Consider the following 22,854-nt stretch of genomic DNA (forward strand, 5'->3'; position numbering starts at 1 on the left):
TCACGCTTTCGCTGGCTGCGCCGCCATGCCTTCCGCCTCGCCCAGCAACCCCGCCACCCGCTCGCGCAGCAGCTCCGGCGTCACATCCTTCGCCGCGACCGGCGCGCCGGCCACCAGCCCGACGCGGCTGAACAGCCCGCGCCGGAACGGCCGCACCATCGCCTGCCCCTGCTCGACGCGCGAGAAGTACGAGCCCCACAGGTTCTGCAGCGCCATCGGCACGACCGGCAGCTCCGGGCGGCCCTCCAGCAGCTTCATCACGCCGCCCTTGAACGGCTGCAGCGTGCCGTCGCGGGTCAGCCCGCCCTCGGGGAAGATGCCCACCAGCTCGCCGTCGTTCAGCACCGCCTGCGCGGCGGCGAAGGCGGCCTCGTAGGTCGCGGCGTCCTCCTTCTGCGGCGCGATCGGGATCGCCTTGGCGAGCTTGAACATCCAGCCCAGCACCGGAATCCTGAAGATGCGATGGTCCATCAGGAAGCGGATCGGCCGCGGGCTCGCCGCCATCAGCAGCACCGCGTCGACGAAGCTCACGTGGTTGCAGACCAGCACCGCCGCGCCTTGCGACGGGATGTGGCGGTCGCCGTCCACCTTGAAGCGGTAGATCACCCGCGACAGCACGAAGGCGAAGAAGCGCAGCAGGTACTCCGGCACCACCAGGAAGATGTAGAGCGCCACCACCGCGTTGAGGATGCCCACGACGAGGAACAGCTGCGGAATCGACAGCCCCGCGCCCAGCAGTGCGCCGGCCATGAGCGAGCTGGCGATCATGAAGATCGCATTGAGGATGTTGTTCGCCGCGATGATCCGCGCGCGGTGCGAAGGCTGCGCGCGCATCTGGATCAGCGCGTACATCGGCACGCTGTAGAGCCCGGCGAACAGCGCCAGCAGGCCCAGGTCGGCCAGCACCCGCCAGTGCGCGTGCTGCGACAGGAAGGCGCCCACGCCCATCGCCGCCGACGGCGGCAGGCCGCGCGACGCGAAGAACAGGTCGATGGCGAAGACGCTCATGCCGATCGCGCCCAGCGGCACCAGGCCGATCTCCACCTGGCGGCGCGAGAGCACCTCGCACAGCAGCGAGCCCACGCCGATGCCCACCGAGAACACCATCAGCAGCAGCGAGGCGACCTGCTCGTTGCCATGCAGCACCTCCTTGGCGAAAGCCGGGAAGTTGGCCAGGAACACCGCGCCGAAGAACCACATCCACGAGATCCCCAGCAACGAGCGGAACACCGCGAGCTGGCCGTGCGCGAGCTTCAGGTTGCGCCAGGTCTCGCTGACCGGGTTCCAGTTGATGACGAGGTCGCGGTCGGTGGACGGGCTGGCGGGGATGGCCTGCGCGGTCGCGCGGCCCAGCACCGCCACGACGACGCAGGCGATCGCCACGTGCTGCGGCCCGACGATGGGCGTGGCCACCAGCAGGCCGCCGGCCAGGTTGCCCAGCAGGATCGAGACGAAGGTTCCCATCTCCACCATGCCGTTGCCGCCGGTGATCTCGTGCTCGTTCAGATGCTGCGGCAGGTAGGCGTACTTGACCGGCCCGAACAGCGTCGAGTGCAGTCCCATCAGGAACACGCAGCCGAGCAGCACCGGCACCTGGGTCGTGTAGAAGCCATAGGCGGCGAGCGCCATGATCACGATCTCCAGGCTCTTGACCAGGCGCATCAGCCGCGCCTTGTCGTACTTGTCGGCGAGCTGGCCGCTGGTGGCCGAGAACAGCACGAACGGCAGGATGAACAGCGCCCCGATCGCCAGCCCCGCCTGCGCCGGCGGCAGCCAGCTGACGTTGAGCTGGTAGGTCACCAGCACCGTGAAGGCGAACTTGAACAGGTTGTCGTTGCCCGCGCCGAGGAACTGCGTCCAGAAGAAGGGCGCGAAGCGGCGCTGGCCCAGAAGGGCGAACTGGCTGGGGTGAGGGGAGTCGCTCATGGGAGGGCTCGCTGTGGGTGTCGGGGAGGAGGGGATCAGTGGCCGGTCAGGGCCCGGCCTTCACGGACTGCGGCGCCTGGCCCAGGCCGGTGCGGGTCAGCCAGCTGAAGATGGTGTCGGCGGTCGTGGTCTCGATGTGGCCGGTGAAGCGGCGCGCGGAGGGATGGTCGTCGAAGGCGACGTTCGCCATGCCGATGCGCGCACCCAGGCGCTTGGCGGTGTTCAGGCGCAGGTCCGACGGCTGGTAGCCCTGGCGCCTGAGCCAGTCCTGCGCCTGCGCCCGGTTGAAGACCTCGCGCGGCGCGGCGCCGGCGGCCAGCGTCTCGAGCGCCCACTGGTTGCTCTGCTGGTACTCGCGCCCCCAGGCGTAGGCGACCATGCTGTACGCCGGCGTGTGCAGCGCGGCGGCGCGCGCGTTCTCGCGCAGCAGCGGCAGCAGCGACTGCTGCAGCTCCGGCTTGAGCACCGAGAAGGCCGCCTCGTAGCGGTAGGGGTTGTCCATGAAGAACTCGCCCAGGCCCTGCCGATAGACATCGGCGAGCGCCGTGCCGCACTGGTTGAGCTTGTGCATCACGCGCCAGACGGGCCTGGCACCGGCGCCGCTGCCGGCCGTGTCGCGGTAGACGAAGCCGACATGCGACCAACGCAACCCGTAGCCGCTCAGGTCCTGGCCGGCGCGCGCCAGCAGCACGACCTCGGCGCCGCTGCGGTCCAGCGCGGCGGCGGTGGCCTGGGCCAGGTCCATGCCGCGCTTGATCTGGTCGGGTGTGGGCGCCTTGTTCTCGCACGGCCGCCCGGCGAAGGCCGGTCCAGCCGCGAGCAGCGCGCCCAGCGCGGCCGCGGCCAGGGCGGCCCGCGGCGAGGCGGGGAGAGACAGCGGGGAGGGCTTCGCCGGCATGGGGCTCAACGCGAGACGCGGTCCTTGTCGGTGACGCGCTCGTTGTAGAGCAGCGAGGCGCCGATCTCGTTGGGGATGAAGGCGATCGCCTCGCCGGCGGCGGACAGCACGTAGCCGGTGCTGATCGCGGTCACGACGACGGCGGTGCCGATCGACGTGGCGGCGCCGACGACGACCTTGCCCGAGAACTCGACGCTGATGCGCACGCCATCGGAGGCGCGCTCCAGCACCCAGACGGTGCCGCGGGCGGTGGTCTCGACCGCGACGACGACCAGCGAGGCGCCGGCGACCAGCACGGCGGACGGCGCCACGACCGAGATCGCGACCGGCACGGCCGACAGTGCGAGGCTGGCGTCGCTCGGACCGCCATGGGCGGCGGCAGGGCGGGCCGCGCCGAGCGCCAGGGCGGCGGCGGACAGGATGCTGATCAGTGCGAGACGGGAACGCATGGCGGAACTCCTGGAGGGCGCTGGCGGGTGGGGGAGGCGCTGATCCGGCGGCTCATCCGGGGGCTCATTCGGCGGTGGCGACGGCTTCGCGATGGGCTTCGCGGCGGCCTTGCAGGCGGGCTTCGGCGAGGTCGGCCTCATGGCTGTCGCGCAGCATCTTGGCCAGCGTGAAGACGTTGGAGATCAGATAGAGCCAGCAGACCAGCAGATAGGCCTTCCAGACGGGCTGGATCTCCATGCGCCACAGACCCCAGCCGGTCAGCGCCATGGCCAGGCCGAAGCCGCTCCAGACGACCAGGCCCCACATCGGCGTGTCGGAACGGGCCGACTGGTTGTCGCGGATGTACTTGGACAGCGCGAAGGCGGTGGACAGGCAGAACACATAGCCCATGACCATGAAGGCGCGGTCCAGGTCGGCGCCGGGCAGCCAGGCCAGGCCGATGGCGCACAGCGCCACGCTGATGCCAAAGGAGATCCACACCTGATAGCGCCAGGCCTGGGTGTCGCGCTGGATGCGGATGTGGGGGGTGTTCATGATTGCGTTCCTCCTGAAGGGCCCTGGGGCCTGATTGAGTTGCCGGAGTCGCCGCCCCGGTATGAGGGGGTGTCCGGTGACGATGCGCGACTGTCGCCGCGATCGTCCCGGGCTCCTCCTGGAATCGCGGCGAGTATCGCCGCCCGCCTGCTCCGGTATCGATCGGTGCTACTGCCGGGGGGCGGGCAGGGGGAAATGCCGGGCGGTGGCGAACACCGTGGCGCCCAGCCGGTCCCCCTGCCATCGGGCCAGCCGCTTGAGGGCGAGATCAAACATCAGCGGGTGGTGATTCCGCAATGCCCCCAAAGGAGCGACGTGGGCCTCGTCGAGTACCCCGGCCCGGACGAGTTGCGGCAGGCGCACCAGCGGCAGTACCCCCGGCAGCGGGTAGTCCGAGCCGTGCAGCAGGCGCTCGTGCCAGTCCTGGCGGCGCAGCACGGTGCGCCAGACCTCGGGGCGGCGATTGAACTGGAACATCGCCGAGACGTCGCCCAGCAGCAGGCCCCGCCAGGCTGGTTCGTCCATCAGGCGCGCGAAGAGGTCGAAGGCCTGCGCGGGGCGCGGGCGCGGCTGGTCGAGGTCCATCGCCTGGCCGAGCGAGGCGCAGTGCGCCGCGATCACGCGCACGCCGTGGCGCAAGGGTTCGCGCAGCAGCAGGGGATTGCCGAGGTCCTGGCGGCCTGCGCCGGGGACGGCGTGTTCCTCGCCGCAATGGACGATGAGAGGAAGCCGCGAGGCGGCCAGACGGTCGTAGAACGGGCGCAGGCGCACGTCACGCAGATCGATCGCCATGCTGCTGGGCAGCCACTTGATCGCCAGCGCGCCGCCGGCGATCGCGCGGTCCAGGCGCGCCAGCGCGTCCTCGCGGTGCGGATGGATGCTCGCGACCCAGGCGAAGCGGTCGGGACGCTCGGCGGCGACGGCACGCGCGTAGGCGTCGGGGACGTGGAAGGTGGTCCAGTCGGGCCGGCGGGCGCCGGTGTCGTCGACGGCCTCGTCGAAGGCGAAGAGCAGCCAGCGCGCGCCGGCCGGGAAGGCATCGGCCAGCGCGGTGAGCCGCCGGACGTAGGCGCGGTCGACGCCACGCGAGGCGACCGCGGCGGCATCGACGCAGGCGCCGTTGAGGATCGCGTGCTTGCGGGCGACCTCCACCGGATGCCACCACTGCGACAGCGACGGCGCGATCCAGCAGCCCGAACCGGAATCGCCGGTACCGATCAGATGAGCGTGGACGTCCCAAAGCTGCGCGGGGTCGATGCCCTCCCAGATCCGTTCCAGCCAATCCGGATCGACCCCGTCGATCGGCGGCGCCGGATGGCCGCAGGGATTGCGGAAGGGGCCGGCCTCGGCCGCGAGCGCGCTGAACAGACCCGCCGCCGCGGCGGCGCCGCAGCACAGGAGATGACGTCGTCGGAGCATGGTCGGCGCCGGTGGAAGTGGGGATGGGCGCGATGGTCGGCAGAAGCGCGCCGGATGCCGCCGTCCCGTCCTGCCGGTAGCGCCGCGCGAGCCCGGCGGTCTCGGTGGCCGCTACCGATCTGCGCTAACGTCCGCGCCCATGGCGAGCACGCAATCCCTCATCGATCTCATCAAGGCCGAATTGAAGCAGTCCGGCATCAGCTACGCGCAACTCGCCAAGGAGCTGGCGTTGTCCGAGTCCAGCGTGAAGCGCATGTTCGCGTCGGGCGGGGAGATGCCGCTGTCGCGCATCGACGAGATCTGCCGTGTGCTCAAGACCGATTTCGCCGAGCTTTCGCAGCGCCTGGCGCGATCACAGCCGCTGCGCCGCGAACTCACGCTGCAGCAGGAGCGCGAGGTGGTCGCCGACGAGAAGCTGCTGCTGACCGCCATCTGCTGCCTGAGCCAATGGAGCTTCGAGCAGATCGTCGCGACCTACCGGATGACCGAGGCCGACGTGACGCGCGCGCTCGCGCAGCTGGACCGGCTCGGAATCATCGAACTGCGCCCGCTCAACCGCTACCGGCTGCAGGTGGCCAAGACCTTCCGCTGGCGGCCGCAGGGGCCGGTGATGGGCTTCTTCCGCGACAACGTGATGCAGGACTTCTTCGCGGGCGGCTTCGATGGCGACGCGGAACTGCTGATGCTGGTCCATGGCCAGCTCAGCCCCGGCATGGCCCGCGAACTGCGTGACCGGCTGCAGCGCGTGGCCGAGGACTTTGCGCGTCAGCACCTGCTCGACCAGAAGCTGCCGGACGAGGAGAAACGCCAGTTCACGCTCGTGATGGGCATGCGCTGCTGGCTGTTCGAGCGATTCAAGCACCTGCAGCGCCCGATGGGCGCGGCCCGGGCGCTCAAGCGCTGAAGGCGGCGGGCCGGCGTGCGCGGCTCACCAGAACTCCCAGCGCCCGCTGTACACGACCCACAGCCCCAGCACGCCGTTCGTCACCGCGTGCGCGATGACGCCCGTCCACAGCTTGCCGGTGCGCTGGTAGAGCCACGCGTAGGCTGCGCCCGCGACGATCGCCGCCAGCCACAGCGTGTGCGCCAGCATGAACACGAAGGTCGAGATCACCAGCGCCCGCAGTCCCGCCGCGCGCGGATCGACCGTCTCGAACTGCGGGCTGGTGATCCAGCGCATCAGGAAGCCGCGCCAGAACAGCTCCTCCATCACCGGCACCAGCAGCGTCGCGCCCAGCCAGCGCACCCCGATCAGCGGCCAGTCGAGCCCGCCCTCCGGCGTCCTCGGCACGAAGCCCGCCGTCGGCTCGCCCAGCTGCATCCACGGCGCGTCCAGCGTGATCCACAGGGCGAAGACGATCAGCCCGGTCGCGACGCTCAGGCCGGCCTCGGCGGCCGTCGGCCGGTTCTGACGCGCGAGTTCGCCATAGCCGCGCCAGAACCACGCCAGCGCGCCGCCAACGACGAGGAGGTTCAGCGCGTAGATCCAGCGAGGATCGAGACCCCACGCGTTGTGCTCCGGCAACGCGCCGCGCAGCGCCAGCAGCAGCATGAACAGCGCGAAGGGGACGATGCGGGCCCAGGCGGCTTGACTCAATGGCATGCGGCGAATGTAGCGGCGCGGCGCGGCAGGATCATGCGGGCGGGGGCGGGACCTCGCCGCGCGCCCCCGCGAATGCGTGGCGCAGCGACTCGATGGCGTGGCGCACCTTGGCCGGCTGCGCATCGCGCTGCGGCGTCATCGCGTACACCGGCAGCGCCGGCAGCGACCAGCCCGGCAGCAAGGGCAGCAGCCGGCCCTGCGCCTGGGATTCGTCGACGTCCTCGGCGCCCAGCATCGCCAGTCCCATGCCGGCCTCGCAGAACTGCTGCAGGCTGAGCTGGTTGTTGCTGGTCGCGCGCGGGCTCACGCGCAGGATCTCCTCGCGCCCCTCCGGTCCGGCGAGCGAGAGGCTCCGGACTCCCCCGGCATCCGAGCGCAGGAGCAGCCAGTCGTGACGCGTCAGGTCGGACATCGAGGCCGGCACGCCGCGCCGCGCCAGATAGGCCGGCGCCGCGTAGAGCCCCACCGTCTTCTGCCCGATGCGCTGCGCGACCCAGCTGCTGTCGGGCAGCCGGCCGAAGCGCACCGCCAGGTCGATGCGCTTGGCCACGAGGTCGGTGAAGCCGTCGTCGACTTCCAGGTGCAGCGTCATGCCGGGATGGGCCGCCAGCAGCGGCGCCAGCGCCGGGCCGATCTGCCGCGCCGCCCCCACCGGGGCGCTGATGCGCAGCTCGCCTTCGGGCGCGTCGCGCAGGTGATGCAGCTGGGTCTGCGCCTCGCGCGCCGCAGTCAGCATCGCCTGGCAGCCCTGCACGAAGCGCTCGCCCGCCGGCGTCAGGCTGATGCGGCGCGTCGAGCGGTGCAGCAGCGTCACGCCCATGTCGCGCTCCAGCGCGCGCAGTTGCTGGCTCACGGCGGAGGTCGTGGTCTGCAGCTGCCGCGCTGCCGCGACCAGGCTGCCCTGCTCGACCACCGTGGCCAGCACCGCCATCCGGCGCAGTTGGTCCAGCATGGGGATTGTGTAGACGATCTAAAGAATGAAGGCGGATTCTGAGGACTTCTGAGGCGATTGTGAAGTTTCTACAGTCCGTCCCATCGCGACACCCCGTCGCTTCCCTCGAAAGGATTCCCCATGAAAGTCGCCCTGATCGGACCGACCGGCTTTGTCGGCAGCGAAGTGCTCAAGGAACTGCTGGCCCGCGGCCATGACGTCGTCGCGCTGGCCCGCGATCCGGCCAAGCTGACGGCGCGCGCCGGACTGACCGTGGTGAAGGCCGATGCCAAGCGGGCCGATCAAGTGGCCGCGGCCGTCGAGGGCGCCGACGCCGTGGTCAACGCCTTCAACCCGGGCTGGTCGGTGCCGGACATCCACACCGAGTTCCTGGAAGGCACCCGCGCGATCTACGACGGCGTGAAGCGTGCCGGCGTGAAGCGCCTGATCGTCGTGGGCGGCGCCGGCAGCCTGTACGCGGCGCCGGGCGTGCAACTGGTCGACACGCCGGAATTCCCCGCCGAATGGAAGCAGGGCGCGCTCGCGGCCCGCGAGGCGCTCAACCTCATCCGCCAGGAGAGCTCGCTCGACTGGACCTTCCTGTCGCCCGCCGTGCACCTGGAGCCGGGCGAGCGCCGCGGCAGCTACCGCGTGAGCCTGGACACGCCGGTGATGGACGCCAACGGCCCCGCGCATGTGTCGACGGCGGACCTGGCGGTGGCCATCGTCGACGAACTCGAGCGGCCGCAGCACATCCGCCGCCGCTTCACCGTCGGCTACTGAGCGCGCCTCAGGCGGCCTGCAGTTCGAGCAGGTAGTTGGCGTCGTCGTACTGGCCGAGCGTGTCCACCAGCGTGGGCAGGCATTCGGCCAGCTTGTCGTGCAGCACGAAGGGCGGGTTCACGACGAACATGCCGCTGCCCATCATCCCGAAGCCGCGCTCGTCGGCCTGCGCGACGGTCAGGCGCACATGCAGCCAGCCTTTCTTGGCGGCGGACTCGGCGACGGACTTCATGCGCTGCACGAGCTGCACCGATTCGATGGTCTGCAGCTGCGGATACCAGATCGCGACGGTGCCGTCGGCGAAGCGCTGCAGGGCCTCGCGCAGGGCGGCGACGACCTTGCCGTAGTCGGCCTTGATCTCGTAGGGCGGGTCGATCAGCACGACGCCGCGGCGCGACGGCGGCGGCAGTTCCGCCTTCAGCGAGGCGAAGCCGTCCTGCAGCAGCACTTGGGTGTTGGGGCGGTCCTCGAGGTAGCTCGCGAGGATGCGGTGGTCGGTGGGATGGAGCTCGTAGGCGCGCAGGCGGTCCTGCTCGCGCATCAGGAAGCGCGCGATCGCGGGCGAGCCCGGGTACTGCTCGAGCTTGCGGCCGGGGTTGAAGTCATGCACGAGCTGGACGTAGTGCTGGAGCGGCTCGGGCAGGTCGGTGCGGGCGTAAAGGGCGGCGATGCCGCCCAGGTGCTCAGCGTTCTTCTGGGCATAGCGGCCGTCCAGGGCGTAGCCGCCGGCGCCGGCATGGGTGTCCACCACGGTGTAGGCCTTGTCCTTCTCCCCCATGTAGCGCAGGACCTCGGCCAGCACGAGGTGTTTGAGCACGTCGGCATGGTTGCCGGCGTGGAATGCGTGTCGGTAAGCGAGCATGGGCAGGACTGTAGCGCGCGCGGCGCGAGCGTCGCGAAATCGCGACGCGGGTGAAAAGCGAGCCTCCGAAATGGGCGCAGGATTTCCATCCGTTGCTGGAGGTCCGCAGCAGACCGCACTCGAAGAGGCAATCATCGGCAGCGTCCAGCACATCGACATCGTGCGACTTTTCGAACTCAAGGAAGAGCGCGAAGCAAAGCAACGCGCGCTTCAGACCTGAAACGCCCCCGGCGTGTACGCAGTCCCCGCCGGGACCTCCTTCAGCGCGCACGGATGCTGGTATTGCATCGCTGGCCGCAGCGGCTGGCCGTCCACGACGCCCGCGTCCACCGCCCGCCCGAACAGGGGCGAGCCGGGCCGCAGGCGGAAGTCGTAGCGGTCCGGATCGATGAAGCTGTCCAGTTCGACGAAGTAGTTGTGATGCTGCTCGCGGTCCGGTCCGCCGGGCAGCTCGTGCTTGCCGTGCAGCAGGTTGTTGATCAGCCGCAGCTTCTGCGCCGGCTGGGCCATGCGCAGATACACGCCGCCCTGCGGCCTGCGGTCCACCAGCGTGTTGTTGATCAGGTGCAGTTCGTTGCGGCGGTTCGAGAGCCCCTCGTTGCCATAGGCGATCAGGTGGTAGTTCTCCGTCGCGGCGCTCTGCTGGATCACGTTGCCCATCACCAGCGCCAGCCCGCCATTCGGGAACTCGAGCTCGAAGCTCGCGCGGCCGGTCTCGTCGGTCAGGCGGTTGTAGAAGACGTGGTTCACCGCAGCGCGCGTCTTCAACAGGTGACCCGTCGCGCCATGATGGAAGTAGCTCGCGATCACCGTCAGCTTGCCGATCGCGCCGACATAGCAGTTGTGCGTGTGACCGTCACCCGGCGCGATCGCGCCGAAGTCGCAGGACTCGATCCGCAGCTCGATCGCCGGATCGTTGGCGGCCAGCAGTCCGTTCTCGTTGTCCTGGAAGCGGCAGTCCCGCAGCGTGAGCGAGCCGCGCTCCAGCCGGATGCCGGCACCGTTGCGATCCGGCACGCGAGCGCCGATGAAATCGAAGCCTTCGATGGTCATCCGCTTGCCGCTGGTGACGAAGATCCCCTTGCCCTGTGCGTGCGCGCCATTCGCCAGCATCCTCGCGCGGCCGCCCACGGCGCGCAGCGTCAGGTCGTCCTGTGGCCAGACGGCGACGTCGCCCGGATAGTCTCCGGCCTGCACTTCAATGGTCATGCCGGGCTTGGCCTGCGCGGCGGCCGCGGCCAGGGTCTTCACCGGATGGTCCCGGCCGACCCGCAGCACCGCGTTCACGGCGGAGGCCGCCGTGCCTTGGGCATTCGCGGTCGCGAGCCAAGCCGGCAGCGCCAGCGCGCTCGCACCTTGCAGCCACCGGCGCCGGCCAGCATTGTGGCGAAGGGCGTCGAGCAGGAGATCGAACGCGGAACCAGAGGACATCGGCGGGCTCCCGGGTCGTGGCGGACGGCGCGTCGCGATCGGGGACGGCGTCCCCACGCGGCCGGGCGAGTGTAGCCAAGCGCTCCGGCGGGCCGGCCCGGAGGCCGCAAGGCCCCAGCCGGCGTCGGGGCTGTCGCCAAGGCGCGGCGCCGCTGGCGATCGCTCGATAAGCTGCGCGCCATGACGACCGGCCTCCCCCCGCCGCGCCGTCGCTCCGATCACGCCATTTCCTGATTCCTGAATCGCTATGCCCAGTCTCTTCGATCCCTTGCAAGCCGGCGCCGTGTCGCTGGCCAACCGCATCGTCATGGCCCCGCTGACGCGCAACCGCTCCGTGGGCCTGGTGCCCGGACCGCTCGCCGTGGAGTACTACCGTCAGCGCGCTTCCGCCGGTCTGATCATCAGCGAGGGCGCCCAGATCACGCCGCAAGGCCAGGGCTATCTCGACACGCCGGGGATTCACTCGCCCGAGCAGATCGCGGCCTGGAAGCGGGTGACCGACGCCGTCCATGAAGCCGGCGGCAAGATCGCTGTCCAGCTGTGGCACGTCGGCCGGATCTCGCATGCCGAGTTCCAGCCCGATGGTGCCAAGCCGCAGTCATCCACCGACCGCCAGGCCAACAGCAAGACCTTCACCAAGGACGGCTTCGTCGAGGTCGCCGCGCCGCGCGCGCTGGCCGCCGAAGAGCTGCCCGGCATCGTGCAGGCTTACGCCCATGCGGCGAAGGCGGCGATGGCCGCGGGCTTCGACGCGGTCGAGGTCCACGGCGCCAACGGTTATCTGCTGGATCAGTTCCTGCGCGACAGCATCAACGACCGCACCGACGCCTATGGCGGCTCGATCGAGAACCGCGCGCGACTGCTGGTCGAGGTGATGCAGGCGATCGTCGATGCGATCGGCGCCGACCGCACCGGCCTGCGTCTGTCGCCGGTCACGCCGGTCAACGACGCGGGGCAGGACAGCAACGCCCAGGCGCTGTTCAACCATGTCGTCGAACAGCTGGCGCCGATGAAGCTGGCCTTCCTGCATGTCATCGAAGGTCACACGGGGGGGCCGCGTGACGTGGCGCCGTTCGACTACGACGCGCTGCGCCAGCGCTTCAAGGGCGTGTACATCGCCAACAACGGCTACACCCGCGAGATGGCGATCGACGCCGTCAGCAAGGGCCATGCCGACGCGGTGGCGTTCGGACGCAGCTTCATCTCGAATCCGGATCTGGTCCGCCGCTTGAAGCTCAATGCGCCGCTGCAGAAGGCCCACTCCGCCACCATGTATGGCGGCGGCGCCGAGGGCTACATCGACTACCCGGCACTGGCGGACTGAGCGGCGCCGCTGGCCCTCTCCCCTCCCTCTCCCGCAAGCGGGCGAGGGGGTAAATGCCTCGCGCTGGCGCGAGTGGGTGGGGAGCTGGTGTAAGCGTGGGTGGGGAGCTGGTGTAAGCGTAGGTGGGCGCGAATGGGAAATGCAGCCGTGCGAACCGTCGCCGGCATGAACTCCCTCGCCCGCTTGCGGGAGAGGGCAGGGGAGAGGGCCAACTGCCGTCGCAGTAGGAGGATCAGTCCTTGCCCTTGCCCCTCGACCGGAAGATCTCCGCGATCGACACCTCGCGCGGCCCGGGCCGCACGGTGAAGGCCTGGCCGGCCGTGAGGGTGCCCGGCTGCCGCACCGCGAGGTAGAAGCCGCACCAGCCGCTCTGGCTCATCATCTTCGCGGCCTTGTTGAAGCCCATCACCGCGTTGAACTTGAAGCAGGGATAGCGCGGCTCGCTGATGGCGAGCTCGCAGTCCGGGAAGACCAGCACGTCGCCGATCCAGGCGTCGGATTCGAGCAGCCCCGCGATCGACAGGTTCTCCCCCATCGCGCCCCAGGGCAACGCGTCGTCCCAGCCCGCCACCTGCGCCTGCGCGCGCACCGTGCGCCAGAACGCGTAATGCTCCGACGGATAGGCGTAGACCGCCTTGGACAGGCCGCCGTGAACGCTCGGATCGGCCTGCTCATCGCCCTCCAGGCCAAGCGGCCGGACCTCGCACGCCCCGTCCACCGGGCGCTTGCGGATCCCCGACATCACCTCGCGCCCATCGATGCGCAGCACTTCAGCGCGGGCCGTGTTCAGACTGATCAGTTGCATCGGGCGATTCTGCCGCAGCCCTCGGCGCCTCCGGCTCCGCCCTGAACGCCGCCGGGGCGGTGTCCGCCATGCCCGTCTCGCAGCGGTTCAGCGCATCGCGCAGGTGTTCGAGCTCGCGCGCCTGCTCGCGCTCGCGCTTCAAATGCTCGAGCGCGAACGACAGGTCCCCGGCCATCTCGTCGATCAGCCCCAGCACCTGCGGATCAAAGAAGTCCGCCTCGCCCGCCAGCAGGCTGAGCGCGCCAGCGACCTGGCCGCGGCAGCGCAGCGGAAAGGCGGCCATCGATTCAACCCCCGGTGGAATCACCGGCGCGCCGGGCACGATCAGGCTGGGGTCCTGCAGCGCGCGGTTGCTGACCTGGTGCGTGCCGCTGAGGATCGCGCGCGTGGCCATCGAACTGCGCCCGAAGGGCGACTCGCGCGTCCATTGGCGCGGCGCGCCGGGCATCAGGCGATCGGCGGGGCCGTGTTCGGCGACGCGCTCGAACTGGTCGCCGTCGACGCGCACGATCGCGGCGAAGCGCGCATGACCGGTCTCGACGCAGATGCGGCAGATGCCGTCGAGCAGGCGCTGCTCGGCCTGCGGATCGTCGTAGGCCTCGGCCTCGCGGCGCACGATCAACTGGTTGGTCTGCGACAACGCCAGGTAAAGCTGCTGCAGCCGCGTCCGCGAGTCCTGGCTGGCGCGGCGCTCCTCGTCGTAGCGGGTCCACACGGCGCTGACGACGACGCCGCACAGCCCCGCGGTCAGCAGCACGAGCAGCAGGCCCAGCCGGGCCGCGTCGTGGGCGGCCTGCTGCGCGCGCCCGGTATCGACGCGGGCCTGGCTGAGCTGGAAGGCGATCAGTTCGTCGAGCATGCGCATCGCCGCCAGGCGGCGCTGGTTGAGCTCGCGCAGCGTGTCGGGCGTGGGCGGCTGGTTGGCGGTGAGCGCGGTCCAGAGCTGCTCCAGCAGCGGTTGCGTGCGGACGATCAAGGCCGACTCCGCCGGCGCCATGCGGGTCTCGAGATAGCGGGACCAGAGCCGCCGCGTCGTGTCGGTGAGCCGGCGTCCGGCGCTGTCCATCTTGCCGGCGTCGGGCTGCTGGGCCTGGGCGATCAGCAGCGCGCCCAGGTGCTGGGCGCCGAGCGTGTGATCCAGCTCGCGCAGCAGGTCCACGGGGACGAGGCGGTCCTCGTAGAGCGACTGCGCGATCGCCGCGAGCTGCCGGGACTGCCACCATCCCAGCAGCGCCGAGGAGGCCACCAGCGCGAGGGCCAGGCCGAGGACCAGGTACAGGCGGGCGCGGAGGCTGAGGCCGGTGAGGGCGGACATGGGCGGGTGTCCTCGACGTCACGGAACTGGCGCCGAGCATAGAGGCAATCCCGATCGGCGCCAGGCGCCGGCGCGTCGGGAGTTGCCCGGGGCGCGACAGGTCTTGCCCGCCAATGAAAAAAGCCGCGGCGCTGGCGCGACGCGGCTTTCGCTCCGGGGACGCCTTGCACGCGTCCCGGCGGACTCGGCTTACTTGGCCTTGCGGCGGCGGCCGGCCAGGCCGAAGGCCAGCGCGGCGGCGCCCAGCAGGGCCACCGAGCCCGGCTCCGGGATGGCCTGGCCGGTGACCAGCGTCAGGCGGGCCGCCGGGTTGGCGCCGGAGGCGGACCACAGCGTTTCTTCACGGTTGGAGACGAACGGGTCCTGCAGCGCCGCACCGATCACGAAACGGTTCGCGCCGGCGTCGAGCAGGTCCTTCAGGGCCGCGCTGGTCAGCTGAACGGTCACCGCGGACATCGAGGCGTTCAGGCCGTTGACGACGGTCGAGCCGTACGACGCACCCGAACCGAGATCCGCGAAGGCGGCTACGCCGCCGTTGCCCGAGGTCAGGGCATCGATCGAGCCGGTGTAGTCGAACAGGCTCAGGTGCTTGTCGGCGTACGCGCCGCGATTGGCGCCATTGCCAGCGAGGAAGGTGATCGACGCCGACAGGATGGTCTCGCCCGCGGCCACGGCCGGCAGGTTGAAGGCGTAGAAGCTGCGGTACTCGCTGCCGGTATAGAAGCCGGTGATCGTGTTGGTATTGCCCACCAGATGGGAGGCGCCGCTGTACCAGCCGTTGTAATAGGTGTTCAGCGTGACGGTGGCGGCTTGCGCGCTCAGCGCGGCGACGGACAGGGCCGCGGCGGCAGCGATGCGGGAGAGGAGGGTCATTGAATTCTGTGAAGGGAATGAATTGCGGGTCCCCTAAAAGCAGGACACGGGCCAGTCCGCGAAAAAGGAATGAAAACAAAGACTTACGAAACCGTGTCCCTGTTGCGTGGGACGTTTTGTAAAGCCGGCCGACACCTGTCGCGCACGCCATTTGCATGGGCCGCCGCCTCGCTGATTCGGAGGATCGGCATCAAACCATTCCAGAAACGCATAACCTCGCCCACCCGTCGAGTTACGGCGTGATTACATTGGAACCATCGTTCGGCGAAGTACCAGCCATGAGGCGCGGCATTGGGTCAGCCCCGCGGTCTCCTCCTCTGTGATGCAGAGGCGGGAGCCACCGGATCGGCGCTGACCCAATTCCGCTTTTCATATCCTCAAATTGGAAATCGCCATGAACCAACCTGTAATGGAAGGCTTGCGCCTGAACGTGCCGGCTTACGTCAAGCATCAACGCCTGATTGCCTGGGTCGCCGAGATCGCCGCGCTCACCGAGGCCAAGGACGTCTACTGGTGCGACGGCAGCCAGGCCGAGTACGACCGCCTGTGCCAGCAACTCGTCGACGCCGGCACCTTCCAGAAGCTGAACCCGGCCAAGCGCCCGGGCAGCTACCTCGCCTGGAGCGACCCCAGCGACGTCGCCCGCGTCGAGGACCGCACCTTCATCTGCACGAAGAACAAGCTCGACGCCGGCCCGACCAACAACTGGATGGAACCGGCCGAGATGCGCGCGCTGCTGCAGACCGGTGACAAGGCGCTCTTCAAGGGCGCGATGCGCGGCCGCACGCTGTATGTCGTGCCCTTCTCGATGGGCCCGATCGGCTCCCCGATCGCCCACATCGGCGTGGAACTGTCCGACAGCCCCTATGTCGCCGTGAACATGCGCATCATGACCCGCATGGGCCGCGCGGTCCTGGACACGCTGGGCGACAACGGCGAGTTCGTCCCCTGCGTCCACACCGTCGGCGCGCCGCTCGAACCGGGCCAGGCCGACGTCAAGTGGCCCTGCAACAAGACCAAGTACATCGTCCATTACCCCGAGACCCGCGAGATCTGGTCCTACGGCTCGGGCTACGGCGGCAACGCGCTGCTGGGCAAGAAGTGCTTCGCGCTGCGCATCGCCTCGACGATGGGCCGCGATCAGGGCTGGCTGGCCGAACACATGCTGGTGCTGGGCGTCACCTCGCCCGAGGGCAAGAAGCATCACGTCGCGGCCGCCTTCCCGAGCGCCTGCGGCAAGACCAACTTCGCGATGCTGATCCCGCCGGCCGGCTTCGAGGGCTGGAAGGTCACGACCATCGGCGACGACATCGCCTGGATCAAGCCCGGCAAGGATGGCCGCCTGTACGCGATCAACCCGGAAGCGGGCTACTTCGGCGTCGCCCCCGGCACGAACCAGAAGACCAACCCGAATTGCATGGCCAGCCTGGACAAGGACGTCATCTTCACCAACGTCGCGCTGACCGACGATGGCGACGTCTGGTGGGAAGGCATGACCGACACCGCCCCGGACCACCTGATCGACTGGCAGGGCAAGGACTGGACCCCGGCCATCGCCAAGGAGACCGGCGCCAAGGCCGCTCATCCGAACGCCCGCTTCACCGTCGCCGCGACCAACAACCCGGCGCTGGATGCGGAGTGGGACAACCCGGCCGGCGTGGCGATCGACGCCTTCATCTTCGGTGGCCGCCGCTCGACGACCGTGCCGCTGGTGACCGAGGCGCGCGACTGGACCGAAGGCGTCTACATGGCCGCCACGATGGGCTCGGAAACGACCGCCGCGGCCGCCGGCCAGCAGGGCGTCGTGCGCCGCGACCCCTTCGCGATGCTGCCCTTCATGGGCTACAACATGGCCGACTACTTCCAGCACTGGCTGTCGCTGGGCGCGAAGCTGGCGGGCTCTGGCGCGAAGCTGCCGAAGATCTTCTGCGTCAACTGGTTCCGCAAGGGCGCCGACGGCAAGTTCGTGTGGCCCGGCTACGGCGAGAACATGCGCGTGCTGAAGTGGATGCTCGAGCGCGTCGACGGCCAGGGCCGGGGCGTCGAGCACGCCTTCGGCACGAGCCCGCGCTATGAGGACCTGAACTGGCAGGGTCTGGCCTTCACGCCGGAGCAGTTCAAGACCGTCACGCACATCTCCAGCGACGACTGGGCGACCGAGTTGAAGCTGCACGACGAACTGTTCGTGCAACTGGCCCAGGGCCTGCCCGCCGAACTGCCGGCCACGAAGGCCCGGATCGAGCAGCGTCTTGCCCAGGGCTGACCCCGGCTTGACCCCTGCTTGATCGACACCTCCCGGCCAGCAGGGCCGGGCAGGGCCGGAAATGACAAAGCCCGCTCGAAGCGATTCGAGGCGGGCTTTTGTTTTGTGAGCCGGGAAGCGGGCAGCTTTCAGAGCCTGCGCTCACCTCCGAGTCTCACGGCCGGGTCTGTACAGCCCCCGGCCAGGTCGGCGTTCAGCCGTTGCGACGGGCGTTCGCGGCACGCAATTCAGCGGCGAAGGAGGGCATGCTCTCTTCGTACTGGGCGGCCAGGGCCAGCAGCTCGCGCTCGGCGCGGGCCATCTTGGCGGCTTCCAGGCGGGCCTTCACGTTGGTGATGGTGCGGGCCCAGACGCGGGCACCGATGGTGGCGAACGTACCGCCGCGACGCACCGTGCGGCTCAGCGGCAGACCGAAGGTTTGAGTAGCGACGCTCATGGCGATTTCCTTTGTTGGCTTGTTCTTGGCGGCCCTTCTGGAGCCGACGGAACGAACTATAGGGTTTCCCCTAGGCATGCCGCCAATGAAAGATGAGCATCGAATGTATAAACGCTGTGCATATCATTGGGCGGAACGCGGTCCGTCCGTGAAGCGCGTCACGGCGCCGCCCGCCAAGTGCCAAGAAGTGCGCAAGAACCGGCCTCGACGCGCGCTGGAGGCCGTCCGCCTTTCGTGAAGAAGTGCCCGCCATGAGCTTTCGGAACCTCGACCTGAATCTGCTGAAGGTGTTCGACGCCGTGATGGCGGAGCGCTCGATGACTCGCGCGGCCGAGCGCCTGTCGATGACGCAGCCTGCGGTCAGCCATGCGCTGAAGCGGTTGCGGGAGGCGCTGGGCGAGGACCTGTTCGTGCGCCAGGCCTTCGGCATGAAACCGACCTCGCGGGCCGAAGGGCTCTGGCCGGAAGTCCGCTCGGCGCTGACGCGGCTGCGGGTGGCGCTTGATCCGGGCGACTACCAGCCGGCCGCCGAGGAATACACCTTCCGCCTGGCGATGGCCGACGCCACCGCCGCGCTGATCCTGCCGCCGCTGATGCAGCAGCTGGAGCGGCTGCGGGCGCTGGCCAATGTCCATGTGCTGCCGCTGACGACGCGCGATCCGCGCTCGCTGCTGGAACAGGGCGAGGCCGACTTCGCGCTGGGCTACTTCCCCACCGCCGTCGCGGCGCTGAAGGGGCAGGGCGACATGGCGGCGATCCGCCAGCAGCGGCTGTACGACTCGTACTACGTCTGCGTGATGCGCCGCGGCCACCCGCTGGCGGACCAGGAGCTGACGCTCGACACCTTCTGCCAGGCGCATCACCTGCTGGTGAGCTTCTCGGGCCGTCCGTACGGATTCGTCGACGAGGCCCTGGCGGCGCTCAAGCGCAGCCGCCGGATCGCGCTGACCGTCAACCAGTTCTTCACCGCGGGCCGGGTCGTGGCCCATTCCGACCTGCTCACGGTGTTGCCGCAATCCTTCATCACGGCCACCGGCTATCAGGAGTCGCTGATCTACCGCCCGCTGCCGATGTCGCTGTCGCCGGTGCACGTCGACCTGCTCTGGCATCTGCGCAACGAGGACCGCAGCGCCCAGCGCTGGATGCGCGAGCGTCTCATCGATTCGGTGGCGCAGCCGGCGGGGGCGGCGCTGGCGGGCGTCAGCGGCGACAATCGCGCCCCATGAGCATTGCCCACGACCTTTCCGACGCCGAGTTCGATGAACTCGACGATCTCCTCGCCGCCACGCCCGAGCCGCTCGAGCCGCTGGATGCTTCGATGCTGGACGGCTACCTCGCCGGCGTGCTGGTGCAGCCGCGCCTGATCCCGATCGAGGAGTGGCTGCCACCGGTCTTCGACTACGAAGGCCGCCCGCTGCCGGCCGACGTCGATCCCGCCTGGCTGGCCCGCATCCGCGCGCTGGTGGAGCGCCGTTTCGCGTCGCTGAACCAGAGCATGCTGGAGCAGGGCTGGTTCTACCCGGTGGTGCTGGATCTGGACGCTGAAGCCGGCACGGACGCAGAGGAAGCCGCCGAAAAGGTGGAAGATGCCGTCGAAGCGGCGGCCGACGCCGCTGCCGCCGAAGGCACCGATCCGGATGCCGTGCAACTGCCCGACGATCCGATCACCCGTGCGCTGCTGCCCTGGGTGGGCGGCTTCGAATACGCCGCCGTGACCTTCCCCGACCTGCACGAGCAGGCCGACGACAACATCAATGCGCTGCTGGCGCGCCTGTACCGCCATCTGCCGGCCGAGACGCCGGAAGAGAAGGAGATCGTCGAGACGCTGAATCGCGAGCATCCGCTCAAGAACATCGATGAGGCGATCGAGGACCTGATCCTGACGGTGGTGGATCTGCAGGAGGCGACCGAGGCGGAGCGGTATCACGTCGAGCAGGTGCGCCGCGACGCGCCCAAGCTCGGCCGCAACGACCCCTGCCACTGCGGCTCGGGCAAGAAGTTCAAGAACTGCCACGGCGCCGCCTGAGCGCCGACGCCCCGATGAACGCCGGCCTTCGCGCCGGCGTTTTTCATGGCCGTGTCCTCAGCCGCCCGGCGTGAAGTCGGCGGCGCTCAGTGTGGCCATGGCCGCTTCCAGGCGCGTCACGTCGCCGCCGAGCAAACGGCTGGCTTCGCGTGCGGCGGCGAGCACCGCGCGGCAGGCGGCGAACATCGCTGCCGGCGGCGCGAGCCTCACCCGCGGCCCCGAGACCGCGATCGCCCCGTGCACGCGGCCCTCCACCGAGAACACCGGCGCCGCGACCGAGGCCGTGTCCGGTTCGCGCTCGCCATACGAGGCCGCCCAGGCGCGCGCGCGGATCGCGTCCAGGTGCTCGCGCCGGTCCTGCGAGAAGGCGCACAGCACCTTGCCCGAAGCGCCCTGGTGCAGGGCGTACTGCTCGCCGACCGCCACCGCCGCGCGCACCGAGCGGGCGGGCTCCCAGCGGTAGAGCGCGATGCGGGCATCGCCATGACGGACGTAGAAGGAAGCGGTCTCGCCGGTGTCTGCGCTGAGCTGCTTGAGCAGCGGCTCGACGACGGGGCCCACCTGGAACGAGCGCTGATAGAGGGTGGCCAGGCGCAGCGGCGCTGGCCCGATCGCGTACTGGCCATCGGGCAGCTTGCGCACGAAGCCGCCGTGCTCGAGCGCGGTCAGCAGGCGCAACACCGTGCTCTTGTAGAGGCCGGTCCGCCGCGACAGTTCGGCCAGGGTCAGGCTGTCGTCGTCCTGGCCGAAGGCCCCCAACAGGGCGAACGCCCGGTCGAGCACGGCGACGCCACTGCGTTCGGAGGCGTCCGCACTGGGCAACTCTGTTTCTGGCACGGGAAATCCCTTGTCTTCCGTCTCGTCGACCGGTCTAGAGTTCTATCAGACAAATCACTGTTCTACCAGATAGAACAAGCCCCGAGACGACCGATGGCTGGAACCTCCCCCCTGCACGGCGTGCGCGTCCTGGACCTGACCAACGTCCTCGCCGGTCCATTCGCTTGCCACCAACTGGCGCACCTGGGTGCCGACGTCATCAAGGTCGAGGCGCGAGGGGCCGGCGACCTCGCGCGCCAACTCGGCGCCGACACCGCGCTGAACCGGGCCCACATGGGCGTGTCCTTCCTGGCGCAGAACCCGGGCAAGCGCTCGATCACCATCGACCTCAAGCAACGCTCGGGCAAGGCGGTGTTCCGCCGGCTGGTCGCGACGGCCGATGTCGTGGTCGAGAACTTCCGGCCCGGCGTGATGCAGCGGCTGGGCGTCGGCTTCGACGCGCTGCGCGAGGACAACCCGCGGCTGGTCTATTGCGCGATCTCGGGCTTCGGCCAGGACGGGCCCTTGCGCGACCTGCCGGCCTACGACCAGATCATCCAGGGCATGTCGGGGATGATGAGCATCACCGGCGATGCGGACACCGCGCCCTGCCGCGTCGGCTATCCGGTGGCGGACACGATCGGCGGGCTGACGGCGGCGATGGCGATCTCGGCGGCGCTCGCGGACCGCCAGCGCACGGAGGCGACCTTCATCGATGTCTCGATGCTCGAGGCCGCGATGGCGACGATGGGCTGGGCGGTGTCCAACCTGCTGGTCGCCGGCCGCGAGCCGCGGCCGATGGGCAATGACAACGTGACGGCGAGTCCGTCGGGCACCTTCCGAACTGGGCAGGGGCTGCTCAACATCGCCGCGAACAAGCAGGAGCAGTTCGAGGCGCTGTGCGAGGTCGTCGGCCATCCGGAATGGCGGGCCGACGCGCGCTTCGCTGATCGCCACGCGCGGCTGAAGCACCGGGCCGAGCTGAAGCATCTCCTCGAAGCGGCGATGAGCGAGGGCTCGGCCACCGAGTGGTGGCAGCGTTTCAACGCGGCCGGCGTGCCGGCGGGACCGGTGCTGTCGGTGAAGGAGGCGCTGGCGCATCCGCAGATCGCCGGGCGCGGCATGGTGGGCCGCTTCGAGGAGGTCCCGGGCGTCGGCCGGCCGATCCAGGTGGTGCGCACCGGCTTCAAGCTGGACGGGCAGGCGCCGTCGGTGGCGACGCCGCCGCCGCGGCTTGGCCAGCACACCGACGAGATCCTGGAAGAGCTCGGTTACGGCGCCGGCGAGCGCGCCGCATTGAAACAGGAGCAGGCGGTATGAGCGGTCACGATCACATCGACGAGCCGGTCCACGATCAGCGCGTGCCGGACTGGTGGCGCACCTCGATCATCGAGATGTCGCCCGGGGTGATCCGGTACCGCGGCCATGCGATCCAGGACCTGATCGGGCAGGTGAGCTTCGCCCAGATGATCTGGCTGATGACGCGGGGCGAGTTGCCCGGCGCGGAGCAGGCGCGACTGCTGGACGTGGCGCTGACGGCGGCGGTCGATCATGGGCCGCAGGCGCCGAGCATCGCGATCGCGCGCATGGCGGCCACGTGCGGCGTGGGCCTGAACAACGCGATGGCGTCGGCGCTCAACGTGCTCGGCGACGTGCATGGCGGCGCGGGCGAGCAGTGCGTCGAGATGCTGCAGTCGATCGCGGCCCGCATGGACGCGGGCGCGCCGCTCGAGGCGGCCTGTGCGGCGGGCCTGGATGAGGCCATCGAGCTGCGCGGCAAGTTCGTCTCGGGCTTCGGGCATCGCTTCCATCCGGTGGATCCGCGCGCGCCGCGGCTGCTCGACCTCGTCGACGAGGCGGCGGGGCTGGGCGTGGTCTCCGGGCGCTTCGCGGCGATCGGCCGCGCGGTCGAGGCCGAGTTGCAGCGCCGCAAGAACGGCCGCCGCATTCCGATGAACATTGATGGCGCGACGGCGGTCATCTATGCCGAGCTGGGATTTCCGGCGCCGCTGGCGCGCGGGCTGTTCTGTATTTCCAGATCGGTGGGCATCCTGGCGCACGCCTGGGAGCAGACGCAGCAGGGCGGCCGGAACAAGGGGCCCATGCCGCGCGAGTACCTGTGGACCTATGACGGTCCGGCGGCGAAGCGCTGAATCCCT

At 69.7% G+C, this 22,854-nt stretch carries 23 protein-coding genes; 9 read left to right on the forward strand and 14 right to left on the reverse strand.

Annotated features, from left to right (window positions below):
- From ABDW61_RS01170 to ABDW61_RS01190, 5 genes are all read right to left on the reverse strand, one after another.
- Complete coding sequence (locus ABDW61_RS01170) at positions 1-1,926, reverse strand: MFS transporter (protein ID WP_343635356.1); 1,926 nt, start codon at positions 1,924-1,926, stop codon at positions 1-3.
- 46 nt (positions 1,927-1,972) lie between these two features.
- Positions 1,973-2,824, reverse strand: a complete 852-nt coding sequence (locus ABDW61_RS01175; RefSeq protein WP_343635358.1) for a DUF2145 domain-containing protein — start codon at positions 2,822-2,824, stop codon at positions 1,973-1,975.
- Positions 2,825-2,829: 5 nt separating this feature from the next.
- Positions 2,830-3,273: a hypothetical protein gene (locus tag ABDW61_RS01180; protein WP_343635360.1), complete on the reverse strand. Its 444-nt coding sequence runs from the start codon at positions 3,271-3,273 to the stop codon at positions 2,830-2,832.
- A gap of 64 nt (positions 3,274-3,337) precedes the next feature.
- Positions 3,338-3,808, reverse strand: a complete 471-nt coding sequence (locus tag ABDW61_RS01185) for a YiaA/YiaB family inner membrane protein (protein ID WP_343635362.1) — start codon at positions 3,806-3,808, stop codon at positions 3,338-3,340.
- Positions 3,809-3,976: 168 nt separating this feature from the next.
- A complete protein-coding gene (locus tag ABDW61_RS01190) occupies positions 3,977-5,227 on the reverse strand; it encodes a hypothetical protein (RefSeq protein WP_343635364.1) in 1,251 nt (416 codons plus the stop codon).
- A gap of 139 nt (positions 5,228-5,366) precedes the next feature.
- On the opposite strand from ABDW61_RS01190, the gene ABDW61_RS01195 reads away from it, so the two are divergent.
- On the forward strand, positions 5,367-6,131 hold the full coding sequence (locus tag ABDW61_RS01195) for a helix-turn-helix transcriptional regulator (protein ID WP_343635365.1): 765 nt from the start codon (positions 5,367-5,369) through the stop codon (positions 6,129-6,131).
- Positions 6,132-6,155: 24 nt separating this feature from the next.
- Here the strand turns inward: ABDW61_RS01195 and ABDW61_RS01200 are convergent, their stop codons facing one another.
- A complete protein-coding gene (locus ABDW61_RS01200; RefSeq protein ID WP_343635367.1) occupies positions 6,156-6,830 on the reverse strand; it encodes a CAAX prenyl protease-related protein in 675 nt (224 codons plus the stop codon).
- 31 nt (positions 6,831-6,861) lie between these two features.
- Positions 6,862-7,782 (reverse strand): LysR family transcriptional regulator, encoded by a 921-nt coding sequence (locus ABDW61_RS01205; RefSeq protein WP_343635369.1) that lies wholly within the window; start codon positions 7,780-7,782, stop codon positions 6,862-6,864.
- A 120-nt stretch (positions 7,783-7,902) separates the two neighbouring features.
- Between ABDW61_RS01205 and ABDW61_RS01210 the strand changes: the two genes are divergently transcribed.
- Positions 7,903-8,544: an NAD(P)-dependent oxidoreductase gene (locus ABDW61_RS01210; protein WP_343635371.1), complete on the forward strand. Its 642-nt coding sequence runs from the start codon at positions 7,903-7,905 to the stop codon at positions 8,542-8,544.
- A 7-nt stretch (positions 8,545-8,551) separates the two neighbouring features.
- Here ABDW61_RS01210 and rlmJ read toward each other — a convergent pair whose 3' ends face one another.
- Positions 8,552-9,406, reverse strand: a complete 855-nt coding sequence (gene rlmJ / locus ABDW61_RS01215; RefSeq protein WP_343635373.1) for a 23S rRNA (adenine(2030)-N(6))-methyltransferase RlmJ — start codon at positions 9,404-9,406, stop codon at positions 8,552-8,554.
- A gap of 70 nt (positions 9,407-9,476) precedes the next feature.
- On the opposite strand from rlmJ, the gene ABDW61_RS01220 reads away from it, so the two are divergent.
- Positions 9,477-9,626 carry a hypothetical protein gene (locus tag ABDW61_RS01220; protein WP_343635375.1) on the forward strand — a complete coding sequence of 50 codons (150 nt, stop codon included), beginning with the start codon at positions 9,477-9,479 and terminating at the stop codon, positions 9,624-9,626.
- Here the strand turns inward: ABDW61_RS01220 and ABDW61_RS01225 are convergent.
- Complete coding sequence (locus ABDW61_RS01225; protein WP_343635377.1) at positions 9,617-10,837, reverse strand: hypothetical protein; 1,221 nt, start codon at positions 10,835-10,837, stop codon at positions 9,617-9,619. The two genes, ABDW61_RS01220 and ABDW61_RS01225, sit on opposite strands and share 10 nt — an antisense overlap.
- Positions 10,838-11,084: 247 nt before the next feature.
- Here ABDW61_RS01225 and ABDW61_RS01230 point away from each other — a divergent pair, with 247 nt between their 5' ends.
- Entirely contained in the window at positions 11,085-12,161 is a 1,077-nt protein-coding gene (locus tag ABDW61_RS01230; protein ID WP_343635379.1) for an alkene reductase, read from the forward strand.
- 232 nt (positions 12,162-12,393) lie between these two features.
- Here ABDW61_RS01230 and ABDW61_RS01235 read toward each other — a convergent pair whose 3' ends face one another.
- The 3 genes from ABDW61_RS01235 to ABDW61_RS01245 all read right to left on the reverse strand — a co-directional run bounded on the left by ABDW61_RS01235 (position 12,394) and on the right by ABDW61_RS01245 (position 15,154).
- Positions 12,394-12,966 carry an MOSC domain-containing protein gene (locus ABDW61_RS01235; RefSeq protein ID WP_343635381.1) on the reverse strand — a complete coding sequence of 191 codons (573 nt, stop codon included), beginning with the start codon at positions 12,964-12,966 and terminating at the stop codon, positions 12,394-12,396.
- Positions 12,932-14,281, reverse strand: a complete 1,350-nt coding sequence (locus ABDW61_RS01240) for a GAF domain-containing protein (RefSeq protein WP_343635383.1) — start codon at positions 14,279-14,281, stop codon at positions 12,932-12,934. The genes ABDW61_RS01235 and ABDW61_RS01240 overlap by 35 nt, the downstream gene beginning before the upstream one ends.
- A 189-nt stretch (positions 14,282-14,470) precedes the next feature.
- Positions 14,471-15,154, reverse strand: a complete 684-nt coding sequence (locus tag ABDW61_RS01245; protein WP_343635385.1) for a PEP-CTERM sorting domain-containing protein — start codon at positions 15,152-15,154, stop codon at positions 14,471-14,473.
- 394 nt (positions 15,155-15,548) lie between these two features.
- On the opposite strand from ABDW61_RS01245, the gene ABDW61_RS01250 reads away from it, so the two are divergent.
- Complete coding sequence (locus ABDW61_RS01250; protein ID WP_343635387.1) at positions 15,549-17,417, forward strand: phosphoenolpyruvate carboxykinase (GTP); 1,869 nt, start codon at positions 15,549-15,551, stop codon at positions 17,415-17,417.
- A 193-nt stretch (positions 17,418-17,610) separates the two neighbouring features.
- On the opposite strand, the gene ABDW61_RS01255 is transcribed toward ABDW61_RS01250, so the two are convergent.
- Positions 17,611-17,853 carry a hypothetical protein gene (locus tag ABDW61_RS01255; protein ID WP_343635389.1) on the reverse strand — a complete coding sequence of 81 codons (243 nt, stop codon included), beginning with the start codon at positions 17,851-17,853 and terminating at the stop codon, positions 17,611-17,613.
- A gap of 251 nt (positions 17,854-18,104) precedes the next feature.
- Here ABDW61_RS01255 and ABDW61_RS01260 point away from each other — a divergent pair, with 251 nt between their 5' ends.
- A complete protein-coding gene (locus tag ABDW61_RS01260; protein WP_343635391.1) occupies positions 18,105-19,079 on the forward strand; it encodes a LysR family transcriptional regulator in 975 nt (324 codons plus the stop codon).
- A complete protein-coding gene (locus tag ABDW61_RS01265) occupies positions 19,076-19,879 on the forward strand; it encodes a UPF0149 family protein (protein ID WP_343635393.1) in 804 nt (267 codons plus the stop codon). Before ABDW61_RS01260 ends, ABDW61_RS01265 begins: the two co-directional genes overlap by 4 nt.
- A gap of 57 nt (positions 19,880-19,936) precedes the next feature.
- Here the strand turns inward: ABDW61_RS01265 and ABDW61_RS01270 are convergent, their stop codons facing one another.
- Complete coding sequence (locus ABDW61_RS01270; protein WP_343635395.1) at positions 19,937-20,701, reverse strand: IclR family transcriptional regulator; 765 nt, start codon at positions 20,699-20,701, stop codon at positions 19,937-19,939.
- A gap of 108 nt (positions 20,702-20,809) precedes the next feature.
- Between ABDW61_RS01270 and ABDW61_RS01275 the strand changes: the two genes are divergently transcribed.
- Positions 20,810-22,015 (forward strand): CaiB/BaiF CoA-transferase family protein, encoded by a 1,206-nt coding sequence (locus ABDW61_RS01275; RefSeq protein WP_343635397.1) that lies wholly within the window; start codon positions 20,810-20,812, stop codon positions 22,013-22,015.
- On the forward strand, positions 22,012-22,848 hold the full coding sequence (locus ABDW61_RS01280) for a citryl-CoA lyase (RefSeq protein WP_343635399.1): 837 nt from the start codon (positions 22,012-22,014) through the stop codon (positions 22,846-22,848). Before ABDW61_RS01275 ends, ABDW61_RS01280 begins: the two co-directional genes overlap by 4 nt.
- Positions 22,849-22,854 lie beyond the last annotated feature (6 nt).

It is taken from the genome of Roseateles sp., assembly GCF_039595595.1.
Lineage (GTDB): Bacteria > Pseudomonadota > Gammaproteobacteria > Burkholderiales > Burkholderiaceae_C > Roseateles.